Source organism: Streptomyces sp. NPDC003379, assembly GCF_053589195.1.
Genome location: NZ_JBSFRK010000010.1, coordinates 203,024 through 229,710 on the forward strand (window position 1 = coordinate 203,024; position 26,687 = coordinate 229,710).

24 protein-coding genes and 1 riboswitch are annotated in these 26,687 nt (G+C 73.1%); of the genes, 14 read left to right on the forward strand and 10 right to left on the reverse strand.

Translation table 11 applies throughout. The annotated features are described in order from the left end of the window. Positions 1-26 precede the first annotated feature (26 nt). The 3 genes from ACWDVB_RS12335 to ACWDVB_RS12345 form a co-directional block, all read right to left on the reverse strand. Positions 27-1,475, reverse strand: a complete 1,449-nt coding sequence (locus ACWDVB_RS12335; RefSeq protein ID WP_451514591.1) for an MFS transporter — start codon at positions 1,473-1,475, stop codon at positions 27-29. A 521-nt stretch (positions 1,476-1,996) separates the two neighbouring features. Then, positions 1,997-3,181 (reverse strand): lipid-transfer protein, encoded by a 1,185-nt coding sequence (locus ACWDVB_RS12340; protein WP_451514592.1) that lies wholly within the window; start codon positions 3,179-3,181, stop codon positions 1,997-1,999. A 13-nt stretch (positions 3,182-3,194) separates the two neighbouring features. After that, entirely contained in the window at positions 3,195-5,366 is a 2,172-nt protein-coding gene (locus ACWDVB_RS12345; protein ID WP_451514593.1) for an acyl-CoA dehydrogenase, read from the reverse strand. 294 nt (positions 5,367-5,660) lie between these two features. On the opposite strand from ACWDVB_RS12345, the gene ACWDVB_RS12350 reads away from it, so the two are divergent. The 5 genes from ACWDVB_RS12350 (at position 5,661) to ACWDVB_RS12370 (ending at position 11,376) form a co-directional block, all read left to right on the forward strand. Next, a complete protein-coding gene (locus tag ACWDVB_RS12350; protein WP_451514594.1) occupies positions 5,661-7,403 on the forward strand; it encodes an MFS transporter in 1,743 nt (580 codons plus the stop codon). Between the two features lie 116 nt (positions 7,404-7,519). Beyond that, positions 7,520-8,182: a class I SAM-dependent methyltransferase gene (locus tag ACWDVB_RS12355; RefSeq protein WP_451514632.1), complete on the forward strand. Its 663-nt coding sequence runs from the start codon at positions 7,520-7,522 to the stop codon at positions 8,180-8,182. Between the two features lie 10 nt (positions 8,183-8,192). After that, positions 8,193-9,209 (forward strand): N-acetylmuramoyl-L-alanine amidase, encoded by a 1,017-nt coding sequence (locus tag ACWDVB_RS12360; protein WP_451514595.1) that lies wholly within the window; start codon positions 8,193-8,195, stop codon positions 9,207-9,209. Between the two features lie 182 nt (positions 9,210-9,391). Further along, positions 9,392-10,255 (forward strand): hypothetical protein, encoded by an 864-nt coding sequence (locus ACWDVB_RS12365; RefSeq protein WP_451514596.1) that lies wholly within the window; start codon positions 9,392-9,394, stop codon positions 10,253-10,255. A 110-nt stretch (positions 10,256-10,365) separates the two neighbouring features. After that, a complete protein-coding gene (locus ACWDVB_RS12370) occupies positions 10,366-11,376 on the forward strand; it encodes an LLM class F420-dependent oxidoreductase (RefSeq protein ID WP_451514597.1) in 1,011 nt (336 codons plus the stop codon). Positions 11,377-11,383: 7 nt separating this feature from the next. Here ACWDVB_RS12370 and ACWDVB_RS12375 read toward each other — a convergent pair whose 3' ends face one another. Beyond that, on the reverse strand, positions 11,384-11,932 hold the full coding sequence (locus tag ACWDVB_RS12375; RefSeq protein WP_451514598.1) for a hypothetical protein: 549 nt from the start codon (positions 11,930-11,932) through the stop codon (positions 11,384-11,386). Between the two features lie 117 nt (positions 11,933-12,049). Between ACWDVB_RS12375 and ACWDVB_RS12380 the strand changes: the two genes are divergently transcribed. Beyond that, positions 12,050-12,343 carry a hypothetical protein gene (locus ACWDVB_RS12380; RefSeq protein ID WP_451514599.1) on the forward strand — a complete coding sequence of 98 codons (294 nt, stop codon included), beginning with the start codon at positions 12,050-12,052 and terminating at the stop codon, positions 12,341-12,343. Positions 12,344-12,364: 21 nt separating this feature from the next. Here the strand turns inward: ACWDVB_RS12380 and ACWDVB_RS12385 are convergent, their stop codons facing one another. From ACWDVB_RS12385 to ACWDVB_RS12395, 3 genes are read right to left on the reverse strand one after another with little or no spacing between them, the layout of a single operon-like run. Further along, a complete protein-coding gene (locus ACWDVB_RS12385; protein ID WP_451514600.1) occupies positions 12,365-13,447 on the reverse strand; it encodes a prenyltransferase in 1,083 nt (360 codons plus the stop codon). Beyond that, a complete protein-coding gene (locus tag ACWDVB_RS12390) occupies positions 13,444-14,208 on the reverse strand; it encodes a class I SAM-dependent methyltransferase (protein WP_451514601.1) in 765 nt (254 codons plus the stop codon). Before ACWDVB_RS12390 ends, ACWDVB_RS12385 begins: the two co-directional genes overlap by 4 nt. After that, positions 14,208-15,572, reverse strand: a complete 1,365-nt coding sequence (locus ACWDVB_RS12395) for a glycosyltransferase family 4 protein (RefSeq protein WP_451514602.1) — start codon at positions 15,570-15,572, stop codon at positions 14,208-14,210. Before ACWDVB_RS12395 ends, ACWDVB_RS12390 begins: the two co-directional genes overlap by 1 nt. 204 nt (positions 15,573-15,776) lie before the next feature. Between ACWDVB_RS12395 and ACWDVB_RS12400 the strand changes: the two genes are divergently transcribed. Next, positions 15,777-16,397 carry a TetR family transcriptional regulator gene (locus tag ACWDVB_RS12400; RefSeq protein ID WP_451514603.1) on the forward strand — a complete coding sequence of 207 codons (621 nt, stop codon included), beginning with the start codon at positions 15,777-15,779 and terminating at the stop codon, positions 16,395-16,397. A gap of 25 nt (positions 16,398-16,422) precedes the next feature. On the opposite strand, the gene ACWDVB_RS12405 is transcribed toward ACWDVB_RS12400, so the two are convergent. From ACWDVB_RS12405 to ACWDVB_RS12415, 3 genes are all read right to left on the reverse strand, one after another. Next, entirely contained in the window at positions 16,423-16,656 is a 234-nt protein-coding gene (locus ACWDVB_RS12405; protein WP_451514604.1) for a ferredoxin, read from the reverse strand. After that, positions 16,656-18,122 (reverse strand): aldehyde dehydrogenase, encoded by a 1,467-nt coding sequence (locus tag ACWDVB_RS12410; RefSeq protein WP_451514605.1) that lies wholly within the window; start codon positions 18,120-18,122, stop codon positions 16,656-16,658. Before ACWDVB_RS12410 ends, ACWDVB_RS12405 begins: the two co-directional genes overlap by 1 nt. Positions 18,123-18,214: 92 nt before the next feature. Then, complete coding sequence (locus tag ACWDVB_RS12415; protein ID WP_451514606.1) at positions 18,215-18,568, reverse strand: DoxX family protein; 354 nt, start codon at positions 18,566-18,568, stop codon at positions 18,215-18,217. Positions 18,569-18,761: 193 nt separating this feature from the next. On the opposite strand from ACWDVB_RS12415, the gene ACWDVB_RS12420 reads away from it, so the two are divergent. From ACWDVB_RS12420 to ACWDVB_RS12450, 7 genes are all read left to right on the forward strand, one after another. Beyond that, positions 18,762-19,829 carry an MBL fold metallo-hydrolase gene (locus ACWDVB_RS12420; RefSeq protein WP_451514607.1) on the forward strand — a complete coding sequence of 356 codons (1,068 nt, stop codon included), beginning with the start codon at positions 18,762-18,764 and terminating at the stop codon, positions 19,827-19,829. A gap of 60 nt (positions 19,830-19,889) precedes the next feature. Beyond that, positions 19,890-19,959, forward strand: a riboswitch (cobalamin riboswitch). 143 nt (positions 19,960-20,102) lie between these two features. Next, the gene (locus tag ACWDVB_RS12425) at positions 20,103-21,335 is read left to right on the forward strand and encodes a prenyltransferase/squalene oxidase repeat-containing protein (protein WP_451514608.1); all 1,233 of its coding nucleotides are present in this window, start codon (positions 20,103-20,105) and stop codon (positions 21,333-21,335) included. Continuing rightward, positions 21,332-21,994 (forward strand): SCO2322 family protein, encoded by a 663-nt coding sequence (locus ACWDVB_RS12430; protein WP_451514609.1) that lies wholly within the window; start codon positions 21,332-21,334, stop codon positions 21,992-21,994. Before ACWDVB_RS12425 ends, ACWDVB_RS12430 begins: the two co-directional genes overlap by 4 nt. Before the next feature lie 25 nt (positions 21,995-22,019). After that, positions 22,020-23,207: an energy-coupling factor transporter transmembrane component T gene (locus tag ACWDVB_RS12435; RefSeq protein WP_451514610.1), complete on the forward strand. Its 1,188-nt coding sequence runs from the start codon at positions 22,020-22,022 to the stop codon at positions 23,205-23,207. Then, entirely contained in the window at positions 23,204-24,922 is a 1,719-nt protein-coding gene (locus ACWDVB_RS12440; protein WP_451514611.1) for an ABC transporter ATP-binding protein, read from the forward strand. The genes ACWDVB_RS12435 and ACWDVB_RS12440 overlap by 4 nt, the downstream gene beginning before the upstream one ends. Continuing rightward, a complete protein-coding gene (locus ACWDVB_RS12445; protein WP_451514612.1) occupies positions 24,919-25,767 on the forward strand; it encodes an ECF transporter S component in 849 nt (282 codons plus the stop codon). The genes ACWDVB_RS12440 and ACWDVB_RS12445 overlap by 4 nt, the downstream gene beginning before the upstream one ends. Positions 25,768-26,103: 336 nt before the next feature. Beyond that, positions 26,104-26,547, forward strand: coding sequence for an aggregation-promoting factor C-terminal-like domain-containing protein (locus ACWDVB_RS12450; protein ID WP_451514613.1), 444 nt, complete (start codon positions 26,104-26,106; stop codon positions 26,545-26,547). The last annotated feature ends 140 nt before the right edge of the window (positions 26,548-26,687 follow it).

A 26,687-nucleotide genomic window follows, 5' to 3' on the forward strand; every position in this document is an offset into this window, starting at 1 on the left:
GCTCATCCCTCTCTCCTCGGACGGACTCATCCTTCGTCGGACGGGATCGTCCTCCGGCCCGGCATCCACAGGAGCAGCACCACCACGCCCGCCAGCAGGATGAACCCGCTCGTGCGGAACGCCATCGCGTAGCCGTCGGTCAGCGCCTGGCGTGACGCCGAGCCGTTCATCTGCGCGGCCGCCACCGTGGAGAGCACCGCGAGGCCGAGCGCGCCGCCCATCGTGCGGGAGGTGTTGATCAGGCCCGAGACGAGTCCGGCGTCACCGGGCCGCGCCCCGGACGTGGCCAGCGAGGCGAGCGGGGTCGTGGCGAGGCCCGCGCCGAACATCATCACGATGCCGGGCAGCATGATCGAGGTCACGTACGCCCCGTCGACGGTCATCGTCGACTGCCAGCCGAAGCCCGCGGCGGCCACCACGATGCCCAGCACGGAGACGTTCTTCGCGCCGATCACCGGCATCACGCGGGGCGCCAGCATCGAGCCGAGGACGATGGTGAGGGAGGACGGTATGAGGGCGAGGCCCGCCTTCAGCGGGGAGTAGCCGAGGACGTTCTGGGCGTACAGGGTCATGAACATCCACATGGCGAACATGCCGCCGCCGCACACGAACATCGCCGCGTTCGCCGCGGACACCGACCGCACCCTGAACAGCTTGAGCGGCATCAGCGGCACCTTCGTACGCGCCTCCACCACGAGGAAGGCCGCGAGCAGGGCGAGTCCCGCCGCCAGCGGCACCAGGGTCGCGGCCGCCGCCCAGCCCTTCTCCTCGGTCTGCACGATGCCGTACGCGAGGGTCGCGAGCCCGGCCGTGACGAGCACCGCGCCCGGCACGTCGAGGCGGCGCGCCTGCCCGGCCCTGCTCTCGGTGAGCCAGGCCATGCCCGCGACGATCACGAGGGCGCCGATCGGTACGTTGATCAGGAGCACCCAGCGCCAGGAGAGCAGGTCGGTGAGGACCCCGCCGACAAGACCGCCGGCCGCGCCGCCGCCCGCGCCGACCGCCGACCAGACGCCGATCGCCCGTATCCGCGCCGGCCCCTCGGGCACCGCGGAGGTGAGGATCGTCAGGGTGGACGGCGCGAGGACCGCGGCGCCGAGGCCCTGCACGGCGCGCGCCGCCAGGAGCTGCCACTCGGCCTGCGCGAGTCCGCCGCCGAGCGAGGCGACGGTGAAGAGGCCGAGCCCGAGGAGGAACATCCGCTTGCGTCCGAAGAGGTCACCGGCCCGTCCGCCGAGCAGCATGAAGCCCGCGAAGGCGATGGAGTAGGCGTTGACGACCCACTGGAGCCCGATGGCGCTCATGCCGAGGTCGGCCCGCATCGACGGCAGCGCGGTGTTCACCACCGACACGTCGAGGACGACCAGGAACTGACCCGCACAGGCGGCGAGGAGAACCGCCCATACCGGCGCGGACCTCTTCGGCGGGGCGGTGGTGGAATCGGGGGTGTAAGTGGTGGAGGGCGTCTGGACCATGACGGTAATCCTCTCAAGTCCCGGCCGCCGCATGCATCGGCATTTAGCGCCAGGCACCTGGGCAGAAGGGCCTAGGCCACTGTGCCCGCGGATCCCCCCGCGCCCACGCGCCTCCGCGCGCGGCCCGGTAAGGGCGCTGATTGCGGAAAAGCCCCACCGTGACTTTCCCGCAACGCACCTCACACCCGCCCCGCGCCGGGCCGGGCCGGGCCGGGCCGGGCCGGGCCGGGCTGGGCCGGGCCGGGCCGGGCCGGGCTGGGCTGGGCTGGGCGGTGCTGGGGCTGGGCTGGGCTGGGCTGGGCCGGGCGGTGCCGGGCCGGGCCACGCCGAACCGGGCCACGCCAGGCCGGGCCACGCCAGGCCGGGCGGTGCCGGGCCGGGCCACGCCGAACCGGGCCACGCCAGGCCACGCCGGACCAGGCCACGCCGCGCCGCATGGCCCCGCCCCGGCGTCCCGGTCGGTCGGCCGCGCGTCCGGTCGGCCACGCCCCCCAGGCGCGAAGGGCCAGCCCCCCGCCCCCCTACCGCCGCAGCACCGTCACCACCGCCGCCCCGCCAAGGCCGATGTTGTGCGCGAGGCCCACCCTCGCGTCCTTCACCTGGCGGGCGCCGGCCTCGTCGCGCAGTTGCCAGGTCAGCTCCGCGACCTGCGCGATGCCGGTCGCGCCGAGTGGGTGGCCCTTGGAGATCAGGCCGCCGGAGGGGTTGACCACCCAGCGGCCGCCGTACGTCGTCGCGCCGCTCTCGACGAGCTTCCCGGAGTCGCCGGGCGCGCACATGCCGAGCGCCTCGTACGTCAGGAGTTCGTTGATGGAGAAGCAGTCGTGCAGCTCGATGACGTCCACGTCCTCGATGCCGAGGCCCGAGCCCTCGTACGCCTGGCGCGCCGCCTCCCGCGACATCGGCTGCCCGACGGCGTCGACGCACGATCCGGAGGCGAAGGACGCGCCGGTGTCGGTCGTCATGGCCTGGGCCGCGATCTCCACCGCGCGTCCCTCCAGGCCGTGGCGCTCCACGAAGCGCTCGGAGGCGACCACCGCCGCCGCCGAGCCGTCCGACGTCGGTGAGCACTGGAGTCTGGTGAGCGGCCGGTGAACGGTCTTGGCGGCGAGGACCTCGTCGACCGTGTACGCGTCCTGGAACTGGGCGTAGGGGTTGGCCGTGGAGTGCCGGTGGTTCTTGGCGCCGACCGCCGCGAGCTGCGCCTCCGTCGTGCCGTACTTCTCCATGTGCTCGCGGGCCGCGTTGCCGAAGATCTGCGCGGTGGGCGGGGTCGTCTCGAAGCCGTGCCGGGCGGCCATGATGCCGTAGTGGCGGGCGACCGGTGACGTCTTGAAGTCGCCCTCCCCGCCGCCGCCCAGTGAGCCGCGTGCCATCTTCTCGAAGCCGAGCGCCAGTACGCAGTCGTTGAGCCCGCCCTCGACGAACTGCCGCGCCATCATCAGCGCGGTCGACCCGGTCGCGCAGTTGTTGTTGACGTTGTAGACGGGGACGCCGGTCAGGCCGAGTTCGTAGACGGCGCGCTGCCCGGCGGTCGAGGGCTGGAAGCAGAAGCCGACGGGGACCTGCTCGATGGCGTCGTACGAGATTCCCGCGTCGTCCAGAGCCTTCGTGCCCGCCTCTCTCGCCATGTCCCAGTACTGCCACTCCCGCGTCTCGGGCTTCTCGAACCTGGTCATCCCGACACCGACGACGTAGCTCTTCACGAAAGGCTCTCCTTCAGTCCCTGGGCAGGCCGAGGATCCGCTCGGCGACGACGTTGAGCTGCACCTGGGTGGTGCCGCCCGCGATGGTCAGACAGCGCGACATGAGGAAGCCGTGCAGCGCCCGCTCCCCCGGGCCCTCGCGGACCGCGCCCGCCGGGCCGAGCAGCTCCAGGGCCAGTTCGGCGACCTTCTGCTGGTGCGCGGTCTGGACGAGCTTGCGGACGGAGGCGCCCGCGCCCGGCTCCGCGCCCGCCACCTGCTGGATGGTGGTGCGCAGCCCCATGCAGCCGAGCGCGTGCGCCTCGGCGGCGAGCGCTCCGACGCGGGCGCGGTACGCGCCGTCGAGGCCGCCGGCGCGCGCGATGAGCGCTTCGAGCCCGGTGTCGAAGGTGAGCTGGTCGGCCATGTGGACGCGTTCATTGCCGAGCGTGTGGCGGGCCACGCGCCAGCCGTCGTCGATCTGTCCGACGACCGCGTCCTCGGGCAGGAGTACGTCGTCGAAGAACACCTCGTTGAAGAGGGAGTCCCCGGTGATCTCCTTGAGGGGGCGGATGTCGATGCCGGGCGTGTCGGTCATGTCGACGAGGAAGTACGTCAGGCCCTTGTGCTTGGGCGCCGACGGGTTCGTACGGGCGAGGAGGATGCCGTGGTCCGCCCACTGGGCGGCGCTCGTCCACACCTTCTGGCCGTTGACGAGCCACCCGCCGTCGACGCGCTCGGCCCTCGTGCGCAGCGACGCGAGGTCGGAGCCCGCGCCCGGCTCGCTGAAGAGCTGGCACCAGAGCAGCTCGCCGCGCAGGGTGGGCGCGAGGTAGCGCTCCTGCTGCGCCTCGGTGCCGTACGCGATGAGGGAGGGGATCACCCAGGTCGCGATGCCGAGATCGCTGAGCTTCACCCCGGCGGCCCGCAGCTCCTCCTGGATGGCGAGCTGCTGGACGGGGCCCGCGCCCAGTCCGTACGGCTCGGGGAGGTGCGGGGCCGCGTAGCCGGTGGGGGCGAGCGCCTTGCGTGCCGCGGCGGGGTCGAGTCCGTGGGCCCGCGCGATCACCTGGCGGGCCTCGGCGCGGTACGCCCCCGCCTCCTCCGGCAGTTCCAGGCGCAGCCCGCGCCGCGCGCCGCCCTCGGCGAGCCGCACGGCCCGCAGCCGGTGCGCGTCGCCCGCGCCGAGCAGCTGCCGCGCCACGACGGCCCTGCGCAGATAGAGGTGGGCGTCGTGCTCCCAGGTGAAGCCGGTGCCGCCGAGGATCTGCACGCAGTCCTTGGCGCAGGAGTACGCGGCGTCCAGTGCGGTGGCCGCGGCGAGCGCGGCGGCCAGGCCGCGCACCTCGTCCGGCAGGCCGGGCTCGTCGGCGGCGCGGGCCGCGTCCCAGGTCAGGGCGCGGGCCTGCTCGACGCGGACCAGCATGTCGGCGCAGAGGTGCTTGACGCCCTGGAACCGCCCGATGGGCCGCCCGAACTGCTCGCGCACCTTGGCGTGCTCGGCCGCGGTGTGCAGCGCCCACGCCGCGGTGCCGCAGGCGTCCGCGGCGAGCACGACGGCGGCCAGGTCGCGCACGGCCGTGCCGTCCACGGCGAGCGCCCGGTCCGCCGGCACCCGCGCGGCCCGTGCGCTCACCTCGGCGGTCGGCCGCGTCGGGTCGGCGCTGTCGTGCGTACGTGTGGTCAGCGCGGCCGCGTCGACGGCGAGCCACACCGGGCCCGAGGCGGAGGCGGCGGCCAGGATCAGCAGGTCGGCCTCCGCGCCGGAGAGTACGGGTGGCGCGGTGCCGTCCAGGACGTATCCGTCGGCGACGGGGACGGCGGTGAGCGTGCCCTCGGCGAGGGCGACGGCTCCGATGCGGGCGCCACCCGCGAGCTCGGCGGCCATCGCGTGGGCGCCCGCGCGGCGCAGCACCAGCGAGGCGAGGGAGCCGGCCACGAGCGGCCCGGGGAGCGCGGCCCGCGCCGCCTCTTCGAGGACGACCGCCAGATCGAGGAGGTCACCGCCCCCGCCGCCGTACTCCTCCGGCAGGTGCGCGCCGAGCAGGCCCTGCTCGGCGAGGCCGTCCCAGTGGGCGGGGCGACCGCCGCCGCCCCGGGGTCCGTCGAGCAGCTCGCGTGTCTCTGCCGGGGGTGCGGCGCGCGCGATCCAGCCGCGCACGGCCGACGCCAGCTCCCGTTGCTCCGGAGTGATTCCGATCCCCATCGCGATCCCCATGCGCATCCTCGCCGGTAGCAGCTGCCGGGACCGCGCCAGAGTAGAACACGTTTCAATTCGATGGAAGGCTGACGGGGGGTCAGATTCGGGGTGGTGTCTTGCGGACGCACCAGGTGGCGAGCACCGTCCCGGGTGATGGATCGGTTAACAGAAGGTCAAGAGTTCCCCTCGTACGACACCCGTCGGAATAGTCGCCCAGGGAAACAGGTTCGAGCTACACGTACTCCTGTCGACCACCCGCGCTCCCGCCGAGCCCGCATCCCGCCCCGGAGGCCCCACGCAATGTCGATGACGACGACCCACCCACGCGGCATACGCGGAGTCGTCCCCGTACTCGCCTTCTCCGGCATCGTCGTCGCGGTGATGCAGACACTGCTCGTGCCGGTCATCAAGGACCTGCCGACCCTGCTGGGCACCACCCCGTCGAACGCCACCTGGGTCATGACGTCGACCCTGCTCGCGGGCGCCGTCGCCACGCCGATCATGGGCCGCCTCGGGGATCTCTTCGGCAAGCGGAAGATGCTGCTCAGCAGCCTTGCCGTGATGGTCGTCGGCTCGCTGGTCTGCGGTTTCACCGACGATCTGATCGTGATGATCGTGGGCCGCGCGCTCCAGGGCTTCGCCATGGGCGCCATCCCGCTCGGCATCGGCCTGATGCGTGACGAGCTGCCCCGCGAGAAGCTCGGCTCGGCCATGGCCCTGATGAGCTCCTCCATCGGCGTCGGCGGCGGTCTCGCCCTGCCGCTCGCCGCGCTCACCGCGCAGCACGCCGACTGGCACGCGCTGTTCTTCGGCGCCGCGGGCCTCGGTGTCCTCGCGATGCTGCTGACCGTCGTCTTCGTTCCGGAGAGCCCGATGCGGGCCGAGGGCACCTTCGACGTGCTGGGCGCGCTCGGCCTCTCCGCGGGGCTCGTGCTGTTCCTGCTGCCGATCACCAAGGGCAGCGACTGGGGCTGGACCTCGGGCACCACCCTCGGTCTCTTCGCCGCCGCGGCCGTCGTCCTGATCCTGTGGGGCGTGATGGAGCTGCGCGTGAAGGCGCCGCTGGTGGACCTGCGCACCACGGCCCGCCGCCCGGTGCTCTTCACCAACCTCGCCTCGATCATGGTCGGCGTCGCCTTCTACGCCGTCTCGCTCGTCCTGCCGCAGCTGCTCCAGCTGCCGTCCGCGACCGGCTACGGCCTCGGCCAGTCGATGGTCGTCGCGGGCCTGTGCGTGATGCCGCTCGGCCTGACGATGATGTTCACGGCCCCCGTCTACGCCCGGCTCTCGGCCAAGTACGGCCCGAAGACCACCCTCATCCTCGGCATGGTGATCATCGCGGTCGGCTACGGCGCGGGCCTCGGCCTGATGAGCGCCGCCTGGCAGACCATCGTCATCTCGGTGGTCCTCGGCGCGGGCATCGGCCTCGCCTACTCCTCGCTGCCCGCGCTCATCATCGGCTCCGTCGACCCCTCCGAGACCGGTGCGGCCAACGGCCTCAACACCCTGATGCGCTCCATCGGCACCTCGGTGTCGTCCGCCGTGATCGGCATGGTCCTCGCCAACACCGCGGACCACGTCGGCGGGGCCGCCGTGCCCACCATGCACGGCTTCCGCGTCTCCTTCCTCATCGCCACCGGCGCGGTCGTCATCGGGCTCCTCTTCGCCCTGCTGCTGCCCTCCGCGCGCCGCTCCACCACCACGCAGCTGCGCGCCAGCAGCGAGGAGGACGCCAACCTGGAGCGCGCGACCAAGGCCCTCGCCGGCTTCCAGGGGCAGGTGCACAGCGCCGACGGCGCACCGCTGGCCCGCGCCAAGGTGACGCTGATCGACCGCCGCGGCAAGCAGGCGGGCGCCGCCCTCACCGACGACGAGGGCCGCTACGCCCTGGCCGTCCCGGCCGACGGCTCCTACGTCCTCGCGGCCACCGCCTCGGGCCACACGCCGCGCGCCTCGGCGGCGGCCTACCACGGTGACGAGCGGCCGGTGCGGGTCGACCTCGCCCTGTCCGGCTCCCGGGACGGCGGCGACGTACCGGCCTGAGGTCCGCCCCCTCCCCGCACCCCCGTCACTCCGGTGGCGGGGGTGGCGTGCATCATGGGCGCCCATACCTGCGTACGACCTGGAGGAACCCCATGGCCACCGAGCTGGAGGAACCCATGGCCGCCGAGCCCGAGCCGGAGATCCTCGCCGCGTTCGAGGCCGCCAAGGGCTTCATGCCGCGCGGCGAGGGGCTCGCGCTGTACGCGGCCGCGACCGAGGCCGCCGCGCTCGGGCTGCCGCTCCTGGAGGTCGGCACGTACTGCGGCCGCTCCACGATCCTGCTCGCCGACGCGGCCCGGCGGGCCGGGGGCATCGCGATCACCGTGGACCACCACCGCGGCAGCGAGGAGCAGCAGCCGGGCTGGGAGTACCACGACCCCCGGACGGTCGATCCCGAGGTCGGCCTGATGGACACGCTGCCCACCTTCCGGCGCACCCTGCACCGGGCGGGCCTGGAGGACCACGTGATCGCGGTCGTCGGCCGCTCGCCGCAGGTGGCGAAGGCGTGGGGCGGTCCGCTCGGCCTGGTCTTCGTCGACGGCGGCCATACGGACGAACACGCCACCGCCGACTACGAGGGCTGGGCGCCGCACATCGCCGAGGGCGGGCTGCTCGTGATCCACGACGTGTTCCCGGACCCCGTCGACATCATGACTGGTCAGGCGCCGTACCGCGTCTACCTCAGGGCTCTGGCGTCCGGCGCGTTCACCGAGGTCTCCGCGGTCGACTCGCTGCGCGTGCTGCGGCGAACGGGAGCGGGGATCGGACCGCGCGGATAGGCTCGCTCTCGTGTCGTACGTAGGTCCGGAATTCGATCCCTCCCAGCCGCCCAGGCGCCGCCTCGGCCACCCGCTGACCGTGACGGTGGCCGCGCTGGTGCCCACCTTCCTGGCGGGCTGGCTGATCTACCAGGCGGCGGACGGCCCCGGCGGGAACGAACCGGCGAGATCCATGCCGGCGTCCCCGAGCGCCTCCGCCGAGCGGTCCACCCCTTCCGGAGCCGACTCCCCCTCCTCGGACTCCAACAAGGGGAAGGAGAAGGGGAAGGAAACGGACAAGGACGGCAAGGACGGCAAGGGCGACGGCAACGATTCGAGTACGAAGCCGTCCCCGCACCGGCCCGCCGCGAACGGCCCCCTCAAGGGCAAGATCGTCGTCGTCGACCCCGGCCACAACACCGGCAACTTCAGCCACACCGCCGAGATCAACCGCCAGGTCGACATCGGGACGAACCGCAAGGAGTGCGACACCACCGGCACGTCCACCAACGACGGCTACACGGAGGCGAAGTTCACCCTGGACGTCGCCCGCCGCCTGCGCACGCTGCTCGAGGAGCAGGGCGCCACGGTCAAGTTCACCCAGGACGGCGACCGCCCCTGGGGCCCGTGCGTCGACGAGCGCGCCCGGATCGGCAACGAGGCCAAGGCCGACGCGGTGGTCTCCATCCACGCCGACGGCTCGGGCGCGGGCAACCGCGGCTACCACGTGATCCTGCCCGCGAAGGTGAAGGGCGGCGCGGCCGACACCTCCGCGATCGTGGCGCCCTCCAAGGAGCTGGGCGAGCGCATCGCCGGAGCCTTCGTGGGCGCGACCGGAAGCGCCCCCTCCAACTACGTCGGCGGCGGCACCGGCCTCGACGTCCGCAGCGATCTCGGCGGCCTCAATCTGTCGACCGTGCCCAAGGTGTTCATCGAGTGCGGCAACATGCGGGACGCGAAGGACGCGGCGCTCCTGAAGAGCGACGTGTGGCGGCAGAAGGCGGCGCTGGGCATTTCTGAGGGAATCGGCGGATTCCTGCGGGGGTAGCGCGTGAACGTCCTCGTATCAAGGCGTGCACGTCTTTATCCCGAGCAGACACCCCGTGTGTACGGACGATATTGTCCTCCCTACGATGAGGGGCCACCCCCGCGCTTCGCGCACCGCGACACGAACGCGACTACGGCGACAGCGACGCCTCCACTGACGAGACGACTGACGAAGGACCTGAAGTGAATTTCCGCTCCCTCACTCGAGGCGACGGCGTGGTGATCGGAGCAGCGGTGTTGCTCTTCATCGCCTCGTTCCTCAACACGCTGGACCCCGACGGCGCCGACAGCGACAAGTTCCCCAACGCCTGGGAGAACGGCAACCTGCTGATCAGCGTCTATCTGCTCGGCATCATCGGCGCGGCGCTCATCGTCATGGGCCGCGCGCTGCCGCAGCAGCGCAAGGTCGCGGGCCTGGACCTCGGCCAGCTCGGTGTGGCGTTCACCATCGCCGCCGCCCTCAGCTCGCTCGGCGCGATCTTCGACACCGACCAGTCGTACGGCTTCTACTTCGACATCGTCGGCGGCAACAGTGACTCCCCCGACGCCGGTGTGGGCCTCATCCTCGGCCTGATCGCCGCCCTGGTGCTCGCCGCCGCCGCGGTCGCCACGCAGCTCGTCCCGGCGCTGAAGGCCCCGCTCATGGGCGCCCCGCGGCCGGCCGCCCCGCAGCCCTACGGCGGTCAGCCGCAGGGTGGCTACGGCTACCCGGGCGCCGGTGCGGGCCAGCCGCAGCCGGGTGCTCCCTACGGCGGCCAGCCCGGCCAGCCGCAGGGGCAGTCCTTCGGCGGTCAGCCGCAGCCGCAGGCCGGGCAGACCCCGCCGCCCGCGCAGGCGCAGCCGGCCGGTGACTTCTCGCCGTTCTGGTTCGCCGTGCCGGTGCCGCGTCCGCTGTACGCGGAGGACGGCTCGCCCACGCCGATCGCCGAACTGGCGCCTGGCACCTGGTACTTGGCCGTCGAGCAGCGCGGCCCCGGCCTGGTGGCCCAGACGCAGGACGGCCGCCGCGGCGTCCTCCAGGACACCACGGGGATCCAGCGCGGCTGATCCGCCCCGGCACCTCGCGGCCCCTCGCCCTTCCGGGCGGGGGGCCGTTGTCGTACAGTCACCCAGCACTTGACGTACCGTCAGTTCCGCTCCGGTGTCTGGGAGGGCGCATGCGGCTCGGGCTCGCACTCGGCTACTGGGGGCGCGGCCCCGACCCCGGGCATCTCGCCCTCGCCCAGGAGGCCGAGCGGCTCGGCTACGACTCGGTGTGGACCGCCGAGGCCTGGGGCTCGGACGCCTTCACGCCGCTGACCTGGATCGCCGCGCACACCTCACGGATCAAGCTGGGCACGGCCGTCGCGCAGATGGCGGCGCGCTCCCCGGTCACCACGGCCATGCACGCGCTCACGCTCGACCACCTCTCCGGCGGCCGGATGCTGCTCGGCCTCGGTCTCTCCGGGCCGCAGGTGGTGGAGGGCTGGTACGGGCGGCCCTTCCCGAAGTCGCCGCTGACCGCGACACGCGAGTACGTCGACGTCGTCCGCCAAGTGCTGCGCCGCGAACGCCCGGTGGAGCTGGCCGGCCGCTTCCACGCCCACCCCTACCGGGGCGAGGACGGCACCGGCCTCGGCAAGGCGCTCAAGCCGATCACCCATCCGCTGCGGGCGGAGCTGCCGGTCCTGCTCGGCGCCGAGGGGCCCAGGAACATCGCGCAGACGACCCGGATCGCGGACGGCTGGCTGCCGCTGTACTGGTCGCCGACGCGCACGGACGTCTACGACGCCTCGCTCACCGGGCTGCGGGACGACTTCACGATCGCCCCGATGGCGCGGGCCAGGGTCTGCGACGACGTCGCCGAAGGTCTGCTGCCCGTCAAGGCCATGCTCGGCTTCTACATCGGCGGCATGGGGGACTCCGCCCGCAACTTCCACGCCGACCTGATGGCGCGCATGGGGTACGAGGAGGAGGCGCGGCACATCCAGAAGCTGTTCCTCGCCGGGCGCAGGGAGGAGGCCGTGCTCGCCGTGCCCGACGCCTTCGCCGACGAGATCTCCCTGGTCGGCCCGCGCGAGCGCATCGCCGAGCGCCTGGCGCTGTGGCGCGCGGGCCCGGTCACCGACCTCCTGGTGCTCGCCCCGGACCCGCACACCCTGCGTGTCCTCGCCGAGCTCAACTCCTAGGCGCGGGCTAGCCCTTGCGCAGTTCGCCCGCCGAGGGCACCTTGTCCTTGACCTCCGCGCCCGCGCTGCTGCCCGCGCCCTTGACGTCCTTGATGATTTCCTCGAAGGAGTTCACGACCGAGTCCGTCCCCTCGCCCTTGCGGAGCTTGGACGGCAGGTCCTTCAGCGCGTCGATGCCGGCCGTGAGCGGCGCCACGGCCTTGGAGAGCGTCGGGTCGCCCTTCGCGTTCTTCGTCGCCGCCTTCAGCCTGTTGTACGTGAACGCGCCCGCGAGGCCCGCCTTGACCAGGGCGACCTTCCGGCCGCTCGCGCCCTTCTTGAACTTGCCCGCGCGGAACGGCTTCACGATCCACTGATACGTCGCCCCTGCGGCGAGCCCCGCGTTCGCGACGAACCGCGTCTTGGCGAACTTCTGCTTCTCGGCGCTGTTGCTGGGGGACGGCGCGGCGGCCTTGGTCTCCTTGCCGTCGTCGCCGCAGGCCGTCGCGCCGACGAGCAGGGTGCAGCACAGGGTGAGGGAGACTCCGGCACGGCGGACGGGTACGGAGCTGAGCACGGCAGCGGCCTCCAGAGGTGAGCGGTCCTCCGGGCAGCCTCACCCCGGCCGCCGGGTGCCGCCACCGGGGCGGGCCCGTCCGGGTTTCGCCGGGCGCGAGCCCGGTACCCGGCCGGCATGTCCCCCGGTCGACGCACACGCGGCAACAGCGCAGCGCAGATCATCATGGTCATCGCGGATGTCATGGCCCTGATCCTCGGGCTGTGGATCCTGATGTACCTCTTGGACGCCAATCGCGCCAACGACCTCGTCCAGTTCGTCCACGACGTGGCCCGGTGGCTCGCGGGGTGGTCCCACGACCTGTTCACCTTCGACGCGGCCTGGGCCAGGGTCGTCGCGGGCTACGGCCTCGCGGCGGTCGTGTACCTGCTCGTCGGCCACGCGGTCGCGGGCCGCCTGCGCCGGTACTGAGGCGCCCGCCGCACCCCGTCGCTACCGCGGCGCCCCGCAGCACTCGGGGTCGAGGCCCCGCGGCAGGTGCTCGCCGGAGAAGACCGCGCAGGTCGCCTCGTCGCCGCCGAGCGCCGCCACGGCCAGGAGCAGCGAGCCCGCCGTCCAGGTCGTCAGCTCCTCGGGCCAGACGGCCTTGTCGTCGAAGACGTAGCCCGTCCAGTACAGGCCGCTCTTCGGGTCGCGCAGGTGCTGGATGGACTGGAGGATCTCCAGGGCGCGGTCCGACTCGCCCACCATCCACAGGGCCATGGCCAGTTCGGCGCTCTCGCCGCCGGTGACCCAGGGGTTGGGCGCCACGCAGCGCACGCCGAGGTCCGGTACCACGAAGCAGTCCCAGCCCTCCTTGATGCGGGCCGTGGCCTCCTCGCCGGTCAGCGCGCCGCCGAGGACCGGGTAGTACCAGTCCATCGAGTAGCGGCCCTTGTCGAGGAAGCGCTCGGGGTGGTGGCGGATCGCGTGCGCGAGGGCCCCGACCGCCAACTCCCAGCCGGGCTGCGGCTCTCCGCGCTGCTCGGCGACGGCGAGGGCACAGCGCAGCGCCTGGTGGATCGACGAGGAGCCGGTGAGCAGCGCGTCGTTGACCGGTGTGCCGTCGGCCTCCCGCTTCCAGCCGATCTGCCCGCCGGGCCGCTGGAGCGCGAGGACGAACTCGACGGCGGCGACCACGGTGGGCCACATGCGGTCCAGGAACGCCTCGTCGCCGGTGGCGAGGTAGTGGTGCCAGACGCCGACGGCGATGTACGCGCAGAAGTTGGTCTCGCGGCCGCGGTCGGTGACGTCGTGCGGATCCCCGTCGGCGTACGCCGCGTACCAGGAGCCGTCCGGGTTCTGGTGCCGGGCCAGCCAGTCGTAGGCGCGCCCGGCGGCCGCGTGCTCGCCCGCCGCGTCCAGGGCCATGGCGGCCTCGGTGTGGTCCCACGGGTCGAGGTGGTGGCCGCGGAACCACGGGATGGCGCCGTCCTCGCGCTGGACGGCGAGGATGCCGCGTACCGTCGCCGTGGCCTGATTGGCCGTCAGGACGCCGGGCAGGACGAGGTGTTCGGTCCGCTCCGGGCTCGTCACTTGGCGGCCGCCGCGGCGTCGGCGGTGGCGTCGGCCGTGGCCTTCGGGAGGTGCGGCTTGGTCGCGTACGCCACGAAGCTCTTGCCGACGACGGGGTTGAGCAGCTGCTCGGCCACCCGGGTGGCGCGGGGCTTCTTCATGATGTCCCAGACGAGCAGCTTGTGGTAGGCGCGTACGGGGAGCGCCTTGTCGTTGTCGACGCCGAACGCGCACTTCAGCCACCAGTACGGCGCGTGCAGCGCGTGCGCGTGGTGGGTGCCGTACGGCTTGAGGCCCGACTCCCGCATCCTGGCGAGGAGTTCGTCGGCCTTGTAGATGCGGATGTGGCCGCCCTCGACCTCGTGGTAGGCGTCGGAGAGGGCCCAGCAGACCTTCTCGGGGCCGTAGCGCGGGACGGTCACGGCGATGCGGCCGCCGGGCCTGAGGACGCGGACCATCTCGGCGAGTACGCCCTTGTCGTCGGGGATGTGCTCCATGACCTCGGAGATGATCACGACGTCGAACGACGCGTCGGGGAAGGGGAGGTTGAGCGCGTCGCCCTCCATGGCGGTGGCCGTGGCCCCCGCCGGGGCCTCGCCCGCCTCCTTCATCGCGGCGAACCACTTGGCGACCTCGCGGATCTCCTCGGCGTTCCGGTCGAGGGCCACCACCTGGGCGCCCCGCCGGTAGCACTCGAAGGCGTGCCGGCCCGCGCCGCAGCCCAGGTCCAGGACGCGGTCGCCCGCGGCGAGCGGGAAGCGGGTGAAGTCGACGGTCAGCATCAGCGATGGCTCCCGGAGTACGTCGGGGTGGCCGCGGGGCGGCCGGGGTTCGTGGCCGCGGAGCGGCTCATGGCGTCGCGGTAGCGGTCGGCCGTTCCCTTGGCGGCCTGCGCCCAGGTGAACTTCCTCAGCACCCGCTGACGGCCCGCGTGGCCGAGGCGCGCCCGCAGCTCGCGGTCGCCGAGGAGCCGCTTCAGGCCGAGCGCCAGCGCCCCCGCGTCGCCCGGCGGCACCGCGAGGCAGGTCTCGCCGTCGGGGCCCGCGACCTCCGGGATCGCGCCGCCGGTGGTCGCCAGGAGCGGCGTGCCCGTCGCCATCGCCTCGGCCGCGGGGAGGGAGAACCCCTCGTACAGCGACGGGACGCAGGCGACCTGCGCCGAGCGGACGAGGTCGACCAGCTCGGCGTCGGTGATGCCCTTGACGAACTCGACGGAGCCTTCGAGGCCGTGGCGCTCGATGGCCCGGGCGACGGGCCCGTCCTCGGCGCGCTTGCCGACGACGACGAGGTGGGCGCCGGGGTGCTCGGCGCGGACCTCGGCGAGCGCCTCGACGAGGTGGACCAGGCCCTTGAGCGGTACGTCGGCGCTGGACGTCGTGACGATCCGGCCGGACACCTCGGGCACGGCCGGGTCGGGTGAGAAGAGGCCGGTGTCGGCGCCGATGTGGACGACGTCGATGCGGTCCGCGCGCACCCCGAGGTGGTCGATGATCTCCTGGCGGGAGGTGCCGGAGACGGTCAGGACCGACGGGAGGCGGCGCGCGACGCGCTTCTGCATGCGCGTGAACGCGTACCAGCGGCGGACGGACATACGGCGCTTGAAGTCGGGCGCGGCGTCCAGCTCCAGCTGCCGGTCGACGGTGATGGGGTGGTGGACCGTGGTGACCAGGGGCGCGCCGAGGTCGCCCAACAGGCCGTACCCGAGGGTCTGGTTGTCGTGTACGACGTCGAAGTCGCCGCGCCGGGCCCGCAGGTGGCGCCGGGCCCGCAGGCTGAACGTGGCGGGCTCGGGGAAGCCGCCGGTCCACATGGTCGCCACTTCGAGGGCGTCGACCCAGTCGCGGTACTCGTCGCGCCTCGGCGTGCGGAAGGGGTCCGGCGAGCGGTAGAGGTCCAGGCTCGGCAGCTCGGTGAGCTTGAGTCCTTCGAGCCCCTCGCCCTCGTCGAGGACGGGGTAGGGCTGGGAGCCGATCACTTCGACGCTGTGGCCGAGCCGGGCGAGCTCGCGGGAGAGATGACGTACGTAGACGCCCTGTCCCCCGCAGAACGGGTTCCCCTTGTACGTGAGGAGGGCGATGCGCAACGGACGGTCGCCGTCGGCGTCGGAACCCTTCCGGGGACCCGCCTCCATGGCCTCAGCGGTCACTCTCGGCCCCCTTCTCCGTGCAGTTGTCCGCGAGGTTACGCCGGGACGGTAATCTAGAACAAGTTTCAGACTTGATCGTTGGACGAGCTTTGAATCTACCGGCAGGTAGGCGAGGTGTAAGGCCCGGATCAGGTGATTCGCGCCACGACGGGCTCCCTGCCATGCTGTGCGATCTCGTGAGGCGTTTTCCAAAGGGGCATCTACATGACAGCGGAAGCCAAGGCGGCCAGCCCTGCGACGCCGGCCCTCACCGAGCGCCAGGAGGCGCGCCGCCGCCGCATCCTGCACGCCAGCGCCCAACTGGCCAGCCGGGGCGGTTTCGACGCGGTGCAGATGCGCGAGGTCGCCGAGGCCGCCGGGGTCGCCCTCGGCACGCTCTACCGCTACTTCCCCTCCAAGGTGCATCTGCTGGTCGCCACCATGCAGGACCAGCTCCAGCACATGCACACGACGATCCGCAAGCGCCCGCCGGCCGGCGAGACGCCCGCGGAGCGGGTCGCCGAGACGCTGATGCGGGCCTTCCGCGCGCTACAGCGCGAGCCGCACCTGGCGGACGCGATGGTCCGGGCCCTGACCTTCGCCGACCGCTCGGTGAGCCCCGAGGTCGACACCGTCTCGCGCCTGACGACGGCGATCATCCTGGACGCGATGGGGCTGACCGAGCCGCCGACCGCCCGGCAGCTCTCCGCCGTGCGGGTCATCGAGCACACCTGGCACTCCGCGCTGATCACCTGGCTGTCGGGGCGGGCGTCGATCGCCCAGGTGAAGATCGACATCGAGACCGTCTGCCGCCTCATCGATCTGACGGCAGAGCCCCGGGCGTAAGGCGCGGGTGTCTGTTCGCCGTGCCTCAGTCCTCCGGTGGGAAGACCACCTCCCCGCTGTCGGCCAGCGTGATGGTGATCGCCTCGACCGGGCAGCCCTCGGCGGCTTCGAGCACCTGCTCGTCGGCGTCGCCCTCGGGCACGGTGGGGTGGGACTGCCGGGCGGTGTCCAGCGTGAAGCCGCCGGGCGCGGTGAGCACGCACATGCCCGAGCCGATGCAGACCGACCGGTCGACCTCGACGTGCCAGCGGTCGCCCATCAGGCACCGGCCCCTTCGTACCCGGCCGGCAGGTGGATCATCTTGTGCTCGAAGTACTCGCCGTACCCCTCGGGCCCGAACTCGCGCCCCAGGCCGGAGTTCTTGTAGCCGCCGAAGGGTCCGAGCATGTCGAGGCTGAAGGTGTTCACGGAGTACGTTCCCGTGCGCACCCGGCGCGCGATGTCGATGCCGCGCTCGACGTCGGCGGTCCAGACGCTGCCGCTGAGGCCGTAGTCGGAGTCGTTGGCGATCTGTACGGCCTCGATCTCGTCGCCGTACGGCAGCAGGCAGATGACGGGGCCGAAGATCTCCTCGCGGGCGATGCGCATCGAGTTGTCGACGCCGCCGAAGAGGGTCGGCTCGACGTACCAGCCCTGGTCGAGTCCGGCGGGGCGGCCGCCGCCCGCGAGGATCTTGGCGCCCTCCTCCTGGCCGATGCGGATGTAGTCCAGGGAGCGCTGCTGCTGGCGCCTGGCGACGAGCGGGCCGAGTTCGGTGGCGGGGTCCATGGGGTCGCCGACCTTCAGTGCGGACGCGGCGGCGGAGAAGGCCTCGGCGAACTCGTCGTAGCGGGCGCGGGGCACGAGGATGCGGGTCTGGGCCACGCACGCCTGACCGTTGAGCATCCAGGCGAACGGCACGATGCCCGCCACCGCGCTCGCCGCGTCGGCGTCGGGGAGGATCACCGCGGCGGACTTGCCGCCCAGCTCCAGGGTGACGCGGGTGAGGTTGCGGGCCGCGACCTCCATGACGCGCTTGCCCGCGCCGACGGAGCCGGTGAAGGACACCTTGTCGACGCCGGGGTGCCCGACGAGGTACTCGCTGACCTCGCGGTCGGCGGAGATGATCGAGAGCACGCCCTCCGGAAGACCCGCCTCCGCGGCCAGCTCGGCGAGGATGTACGCGTCGAGCGGCGCCTCGGGCGAGGTCTTCAGGACCACCGGGCACCCCGCGAGCAGCGCGGGGGCGAGCTTGGCGGCGGCGGTGAACTGCGGGACGTTCCAGGGGATGACGGCCGCGACGACGCCCATCGGCTCGCGGCGCACGAGCAGCTTCCCGAGGACTCCGTCGCGCGTCTCCTCGTAAGGGAAGTCGCGGGCGACGGTGATCGCCGCGTCCCACACCATCATCGCGGCGAGGGCCTGCACCATCACGCTGGAGGTGTACGGGGTGCCGTTCTCGGAGCTGATGACGCGGGCGATCTCCTCGTGGCGTACCGCGAAGCCGTCCTTGATCTTGGTGATGACCTCGATCCGCTCGTCCAGGGTCATCCGTGGCCAGGGCCCGTGGTCGAACGCCCTGCGCGCGGTGGCGACGGCGCGGTCCACGTCGGCGGGGGCCGCGTGCGGCACACGGGCGAAGACCTCGCCGGTGTGCGGGGAGACGACGTCGATGACGCCCTTGCCGAGCGGGTCCACCAACTCCCCGCCGATGAACAGCTGTCCGTGTTCCACGAGCTCCGTCATGGCTGACTGCCTCCTGCGGGGCGCCTTCTGTCTCCGTCTCGGACCGTTCCTGGAACTGATACCAGTTCTACTTCCAGGAGTCCACGGCGGTGTCAGATCCCCCGGTGAGCGACCCCGGTGAGCAGGGCGGACGCCGCCAACGCCCCGAAGAGCAGCGGCGCTTGGAGCGCGTACACGCGGGCGCGCAGATGAGTGAGGACGGCGCCCGTGAAGAAGAGGACGAGGCCGGCCCCGGCGGCCACGCCGATCAGCGGCACGGCGAGACCCGCCAGGAGACCCGCCGCGCCCGCCAGCTTGGCGTGCGCCAGCGGGAACAGCCAGGGGCGCGGCACGTCCACCCGGTCCATGTTGGCGAGCACCGCGGGATGACGGACGTAGTCCATGACGGCCGCGAAGACATTGGCCAGGACGGCCAGCACGGTGCAGATGACATGGGCGATGAACACGGTCGGCTCCTTGCGGTTCTCGGATGTACGCCCCTACGACGACGCGGCGGCCGAGAAGGTGACCGCGACAGGACCGCTCGAACCAACTCGCGCGAGAACCGGTCGACTTGGGCGACCATTGGAACCAGTTCTAGTTATAGTGAGGGCACCCGGCGACGAGTGAGGCCACCCGGCGACAAGAGACGAGGCGCCCATGACGCAGGTGAGCGGCGAGCGGCCGAACGGCCCGCCGGTGATCGAGCACGGCGGCGGCGTCTGGAGCATCAAGGTCCCCATCCCGGACAACCCCCTCGGCTTCACCCTCGTCCACCTCCTGGACACCGGGAGCGGCCCGGTCCTCATCGACACCGGCTGGGACGACCCGACGTCCTGGGCCACGCTGACCGCCGGGCTCGCCGCGTGCGGCGTCGCGGCCGAGGACGTGCACGGCGTGGTCATCACCCACCACCACCCCGACCACCACGGCCTCTCCGCGAAGGTCCGCGAGGCGTCCGGGGCGTGGATCGCGATGCACGAGGCCGACGCCTGTGTGGTGCGCCGCACCCGCTCCAATCCGCCCGAGCGCTGGTACGGCTACATGGCCGCGAAGCTCACCGCCGCGGGCGCCCCCGCCGAGCACGTCGCCCCCCTGGTCCGCGCCCGGGAACAGGGCCGCCCCCGCGGACTGCCCGGCCTCGACCCCGCCCTGCCCGACCGCGCCATCACCCCCGGCGAGCTGCTCGCGCTGCCCGGCCGCCGCCTGCGCGCGATCTGGACGCCCGGCCACACCCCCGGCCACGTCTGCCTGCACCTGGAGGAGGACCACCCGGCGGGGCTGCGGGGCAACGGCCGCCTCTTCTCCGGTGACCACCTCCTGCCCGGCATCACCCCGCACATCGGCCTGTACGAGGACCCGGACGACGACACCGTCACCGACCCCCTCGGTGACTACCTGGACTCCCTGGAGCGCGTCGGCCGCCTGGACCCGGCCGAGGTGCTGCCCGCGCACCAGCGGGCGTTCACCGACGCCCCCTCCCGCGTCCGCGAGCTCCTGGCCCACCACGAGGAACGCCTGACCGGCCTCCTCACCCTCCTCGCCGAGCCCCTCACCCCCTGGCGGCTCGCCGAGCGCATGGAGTGGAACCGCCCCTGGGCCGAGATCCCCCACGGCTCGCGCACCATCGCGGTCTCGGAGGCCGAGGCCCATGTGCGGCGCCTGGTCAAGCTGGGGCGGGCGGAGGCGGTGGCGGGCAGCGATCCGGTGACGTACGTGGCGGTGTGACCCGAGGGGTCCCCCGGCCCGGGCCGGTAGAGTGGCCGGGTCGTCCTCACGTCCGCGCAGGGGGAAGCCGGTGCGAATCCGGCGCTGACCCGCAGCCGTATGCCACCGGGAGTGGTGAGCCGGAATGCCCCGTGCGGAACGTGACCGGCTCGTTTCATCGGGGCCCCCGATGAGCGGCACCGTCGAGGTATACGGAGCCGGAGCCGCCCGGAAGCCGTGCCCGCACGGCCCGTGCCGCCCCGCTCCCCGCAGGGAGAGGCAACCCGCCGCATCATGAACGTTCGCCGCAGCGCCGCGGTCCTGGCCGCCGTCGCCGTGTTCGGCTCGGCCGCCGCACCGGCCGCCTTCGCGGACGACGCGAAGCCGTCGCCCTCGACCGCGCTCCCTTCCGGCCTCTACGGCAAGACCGACCCCGAGTTCGACGGCGTCTTCCGCCAGTCGTACGCCCTGCTCGCCCAGCACACCGCGGGCGTCGAGCCCGCCGAGAAGGCCGTCGACTGGCTGACCGGGCAGCAGTGCGCGAGCGGCGGCTACGCGGCCTACCGCGCCGGCGCGAGCGAGCCCTGCAACTCCAAGACGCCGGTCGACAGCAACTCCACCGCCGCCGCCGTGCAGGCCCTCGCCGCGCTCGGCCACCAGGACAAGACGGTCAAGAAGAGCGTCCAGTGGCTGAGGTCCGTGCAGAACACCGACGGCGGCTGGGGCTACAACCCCGGCCTGCCCACCGACGCGAACTCGACCGGCATCGTGGTCGGCGCGCTCGTCGCCGCGGGCCAGAACCCCGCGGACGTCAAGTCCCAGGACGGCAAGTCCGCCTACGACGCGCTGCCGAAGCTCGTCATGGACTGCGGCAAGGAACACGGCGCCTTCGGCCTCGCCGACGCCAAGTCCAAGAAGCTCACGCCGAACGCCGACGCCACCGCGGCCGGTGTGCTCGGCAGCCTCGGCAAGGGCCTGGTCGTGGAGCCCGCCAAGAAGGCGGCGAACACCGCGCCCAAGTGCGCGAAGGCGGACACCGCCTCGCAGGCCGCGAGCAACGGCACGGGCTACCTTCTGAAGACGCTCGCCGACCAGGACGACCACCTGTCCGGCGCCGGTGACGTGCCGGACTTCGGCAACACCGCCGACTCCGTGCTCGCCCTCGCCGCCGCGGGACAGCAGGACCAGGCCGGGAAGTCCGCCCAGTGGCTCGCGGAGAACTCCGCGGACTGGGCGGAGAAGTCGGGCCCCGCCGCCTACGCCCAGCTGGTCCTCGCCGCCCACGCGGCGGGCATGGACCCGCGCGACTTCGGCGGCGCCGACCTCGTCAAGCAGCTCAACGCCCAGGGCCCGCCCCCGCAGACCGCCTCGAAGTCCCCGTCCGCCTCGGACTCCGCCTCGGACTCGGACTCGGACGAGAAGAAGGACGACGGCGTCAGCATCTGGTGGATCATCGGCGTCGGCATGGTCGCCGGCATCGGCATCGGCTTCCTGTACAGCGGCAACCGCAAGAAGCGGCAGCTGTGACGCGGGGCCGTGTGCGGCGCGGCCGCCAGGTGGTCGTGGCGCTCGTCGCCGCGCTGCTGGGCGTCCTCGCCGCCGCGCCCGCCCAGGCCGCCGACTACCGCTACTGGTCGTTCTGGGAGCGGTCCGGTTCCACCTGGACGTACGCCAGTCAGGGGCCCGGCACCGCCCGGCCCGAGGACGGCGACGTGCAGGGCTTCCGCTTCTCGGTCTCCGACGACTCGAAGGACTCCGCCGAGCCGCGCGGCCCCGCCGGCTTCAAGGACATCTGCGCGAGCACTCCCGCCGAGGACGGCCGCAAGCGGGTGGCGCTGGTCATCGATTTCGGCACGCCCAAGGACGCCCCCGCCGGCGAGACGCCGCCCGCGCCCCGGATGGCGTGCGCGCGGGTCGCCGAGGACGCCACCAGCGCGGACGCGCTCGCCTCGGTCGCCAAGCCGCTGCGCTACGACAGCAGGGCGCTGCTGTGCGCCATCGACGGCTACCCGGAGTCGGGCTGCGGCGAGCTGGTCTCCAGCGACACCGTGACCACAGAGGCGCAGCCGAAGACGGACGAGGACGAGGAAGACGGCGGGCCCTCCCTCGGCATCGTCGCCGGGATCGCCGCGATCGTGCTGCTCGGCGGTGCCGCGTTCTGGCAGGCCCGGCGCCGCCGCGGCTGACGCGGCCCGGGACACGGACAGCACGATGACGACGGACCACGGCAGCGGCGCGCCCGGCCTCCTGCGGCGCCGCCTCGCCCCCGAGGCGCACCGGAGCAACGCCCTGCACCCGGGCGCCTGGTGGCTGTGGGCGCTCGGGCTCGGCACCGCCGCGTCCCGGACGACCAACCCGCTGCTGATCGGAATGCTGATCGGCGTCGCGGGCTATGTCGTGGCGGCCCGGCGGACCTCGGCCCCATGGGCCAAGTCGTACGGCGCGTTCGTGAAGCTGGGTCTGATCGTCATCGGCATCCGGCTGGTCTTCGCGATCGTGCTCGGCTCGCCGATCCCGGGCACGCACATCCTCGTGACGCTGCCCGAGGTGCCGCTGCCCGACTGGGCCAAGGGCGTGCGGATCGGCGGCCGGGTCACGGCGGAGGGCCTGGTCTTCGCGCTCTACGACGGGATCAGGCTGGCGGGCCTGCTGATCTGCGTCGGCGCCGCCAACGCCCTCGCGAGCCCGTCCCGGCTGCTGAAGTCGCTGCCGGGCGCGCTGTACGAGGTGGGGGTCGCCGTCGTCGTGGCGATGACCTTCGCGCCGAACCTCGTCGCGGACGTGCAGCGGCTGCGGGCCGCGCGGCGGCTGCGGGGGCGGTCGGACAGCGGGATGCGCGGGCTGCTCCAGGTCGGCCTCCCGGTCCTGGAAGGCGCCCTTGAGCGGTCGGTCGCGCTGGCCGCCGCGATGGACGCGCGCGGCTTCGGCCGCAGCGCGGCGGTACCGGTGGGCGTGCGCAGGCTCACCGCCGTGCTGACGCTGGGCGGTCTGACGGGCGTATGCGTGGGCGCGTACGGACTGCTGACCGCGCAGGGTACGTCCTACGGACTGCCCGCCCTGGCCGCCGGGCTGCTCGCCGCGCTCGCGGGGCTGCGGCTCGGCGGGCGCCGCGCCGTGCGCACCCGCTACCGGCCCGACGCGTGGGGCGTGCGGGCCTGGCTGGTCTCCGGCTCGGGCCTCGCCGTGGCGGCCCTGACGATCTGGGCCGCGTCGTACGACTTCACGGCCCTGCACCCCGGCGTCGTCCCGCTCACCACCCCGACGCTCCCGCTGTGGCCGGCGGCAGCAGCCTTGATCGGCCTGCTGCCTGCCGTCGTGGCGCCGGTACCCACGGGGGAACAGGCCCCCGCCTCCGCCCCCGTGCCCCTTCCCGTTCCTCCCGAGGAGGAGACCTCATGATCCGCTTCGAGGACGTCTCCGTGACGTACGAGGGGAGCGCGGGGCCCACCATCCAGGGGGTCGATGTCACCGTCCCCGAAGGCGAGCTGGTGCTGCTCGTCGGCCCGTCCGGGGTCGGCAAGTCGACGCTGCTCGGCACGGTCAGCGGGCTCGTGCCGCACTTCACCGGCGGCACGCTGCGCGGGCGGGTGACCGTGGCCGGTCGCGACACCCGTACGCACAAGCCCCGCGAACTCGCCGACCTCGTCGGCACGGTCGGCCAGGACCCCCTCGCGCACTTCGTGACGGACACCGTCGAGGACGAGCTGGCCTACGGCATGGAGTCGCTCGGCCTCGCCCCCGAGGTGATGCGCAGGCGGGTCGAGGAGACCCTGGACCTGCTCGGCCTCGCCGAACTGCGCGACCGGCCCATCGCCACGCTCTCCGGAGGACAGCGCCAGCGCGTCGCGATCGGCTCCGTCCTCACCCCGCACCCCGAGGTCCTCGTCCTCGACGAACCGACCTCCGCGCTCGACCCGGCCGCCGCCGAAGAGGTCCTCGCCGTGCTCCAGCGGCTCGTCCACGACCTCGGCACGACCGTGCTGATGGCCGAGCACCGGCTTGAGCGGGTCGTGCAGTACGCGGACCAGGTGCTGCTGCTCGCGGCGCCGGGCGAGCCTCCGGTGCTCGGCGACCCGGCCGCCCTGATGGCCCGCTCCCCCGTGTATCCGCCGGTGGTCGCGCTCGGCCGCCTCGCGGGCTGGTCGCCGCTGCCGCTGACCGTGCGGGACGCGCGGCGCAGGGCGGGCGCGCTGCGGGAGCGGCTCGCCGAGGAGCGGCCACGCCAGGAGACGACGGCCGTACGGCCCCCGGAGCGGGCCCCGGGCCGGTGGCGGCGGCCCCGGCTGCGCAGAGAACAACGTACGCCCGACCGGGCGGCACCCGCCGCGGCCGTCGAACGCCTCGCCCTGCGCCGCGGCCGCGTCGAGGCGCTGCGCCGCGTCGACCTCACCGTCACCTCCGGCGAGACCGTCGCCCTGATGGGCCGCAACGGCGCCGGCAAGTCCACCCTCCTGTCCACCCTGGTCGGCCTCCTCGAACCCACCTCGGGCACCGTCCGCGTCGGCGGCGCCGTCCCCCACCGCACCGCTCCCCGGCAGCTGATCCGGCACGTCGGCCTGGTCCCGCAGGAACCGCGCGACCTGCTGTACGCGGACACCGTGGCCGCCGAGTGCGCCGCCGCCGACCGGGACGCGGACGCCGAGCCCGGCGCCTGCCGCGCCCTGGTGAGCGAGCTGCTGCCCGGCATCGCCGACGACACGCACCCCCGGGACCTCTCCGAGGGCCAGCGCCTCGCGCTCGCCCTGGCGATCGTGCTGACCTCGCGCCCTCCCCTTCTCCTCCTGGACGAGCCGACCCGCGGCCTGGACTACGCGGCCAAGTCCCGCCTGGTGACGATCCTGCGGGGCCTCGCGGCCGAGGGACACGCGATCGTGCTGGCCACGCATGACGTGGAACTGGCCGCCGAGATCGCCCACCGCGTGGTGATCCTCGCGGACGGCGAGATCGTCGCGGACGGCCCGACCCCACAGGTCGTGGTGTCCTCACCGTCCTTCGCCCCACAGGTCACAAAGATCCTGGCGCCGCAGGAGTGGCTGACCGTGACGCAGGTACGGCGGGCGCTGGACGCGACGCAGGTGCCCCACCCGCCGGACACAGCGGAGGGGGCCTCATGAGAGCCGTCCCCCGGACCCGCGTGGGGGTCGCCCCGCGAGTTCGGCCCGTCCGCCTAGGGCCCCGCTCCGTCGCCGCGCTCGCGCTGGTCAGCGCGGTGGGCGTGGTCGTCTTCGGGTGGCCGCTCCTGGCGGGCCGCGGCTCGGGGTTCAGTGAGCACGCCGGGGACGCGCCCTGGCTGTTCGCGGCGCTGCTGCCGCTGCTGCTCGCCGTGGTCGTGGCGACCATCGCGGACGTCGGCCTGAACGCGAAGGCCATCGCCATGCTGGGCGTACTGGCCGCCGCGGGCGCCGCGCTGCGGCCGCTGGGCGCGGGCACGGCCGGCATCGAGCCGATGTTCTTTCTGATGGTGCTGAGCGGGCGAGTGCTCGGGCCCGGCTTCGGGTTCGTGCTCGGGGCGGTGTCGATGTTCGCGTCGGCGCTGCTCACCGGGGGCGTCGGCCCGTGGATGCCGTTCCAGATGCTGTCGATGGGCTGGGTCTGCATGGGCGCGGGGCTGCTCCCCGGCGCCGACAGCCTGCGGGGGCGCCGCGAGCTGTGGCTGCTCGCGGCGTACGGAGCGGTCTCCTCCGTCCTGTACGGCACGGCCATGAACCTCCAGGGCTGGCCCTACCTCGACAAGATGGCCACCGGCGTCTCCTTCATGCCGGGCGACCCCCTCGCGGAGAACCTCGGCCGCTTCATCGCGTACTGCCTGGCCACCTCGCTCGGCTGGGACCTGCCCCGGGCCGTCGTCACGGTCCTGCTGAGTCTCGCGCTCGGCCCGGCCGTCCTGAAGGCGCTGCGCCGGGCCACGCGCCGTGCGGCTTTCGAGGCGCCGGTCACATTCGAGGCGCCGAAGCCGTAGGGGTTCCTCAGCTCTCCGTCACATCGAGGCCCCGGATCCGTGAGGCCCCCCACAGGACCTTGGTCCTCTACTAAGCAGGCCAGTAGCTGCCGCAGCTTGACGTACACGCATCAATTGCCGGGCTGACCTGGGGGTTGAGAGCCACGTCACAGACGGGACATTCGGCACGAGTGCGGCTTCCACTAGTAAAGGGGGGCATTGCGGCGGCGCCCCGGCCCTGTTTCTCTGGAGGAGTCGCAAGGCGCCGACGACCCCCACGGGGCTCGGCGCCTCCGTATGTCCCCCACGTACCACGCATACGGCGCGACAACCCCGTCCCCCACCGGAAGGTCCTCTGTGTCCGCCTCGCTCATCCGCCGCATCGCTTCTCCGAAGAAGGCCATCACCGGCGGCATCGTCGCCGCAGCCGCCACCGGCATGGTCTTCGCCGCGGCCCCGGCCCAGGCAGCCACCCCGACCACCACGAAGGCCGCCGCCCCGGCCGCCGCCCCGACGTCCGCCAAGGCGATCGCCAAGAAGATGATCTCGGACCCCGCGCAGTTCGCCGCGTTCGACAAGATCGTCTCGCACGAGAGCGGCTGGGACATCAACGCGACGAACTCCTCCTCCGGCGCCTACGGCCTGGTCCAGGCGCTGCCCGCCTCGAAGATGGCCTCGGCGGGCGCCGACTGGAAGACCAACCCCGAGACGCAGATCGAGTGGGGCCTGAACTACATGAACGACCGCTACGGCAGCCCCGTCGGCGCGTGGAACCACTGGCAGGCCAACGGCTGGTACTGAGCCTTGGGGCGGCCGCCCTGAGCGGTCCCACCGGGTACCGGAGTATCACCGGCTTCGCCGAGTTCGTCCTCAAACGCCGGACGGGCTGATATATCCCGCCGGACGGGCTGGATATCCAGCCCGTCCGGCGGCTCGTGTTT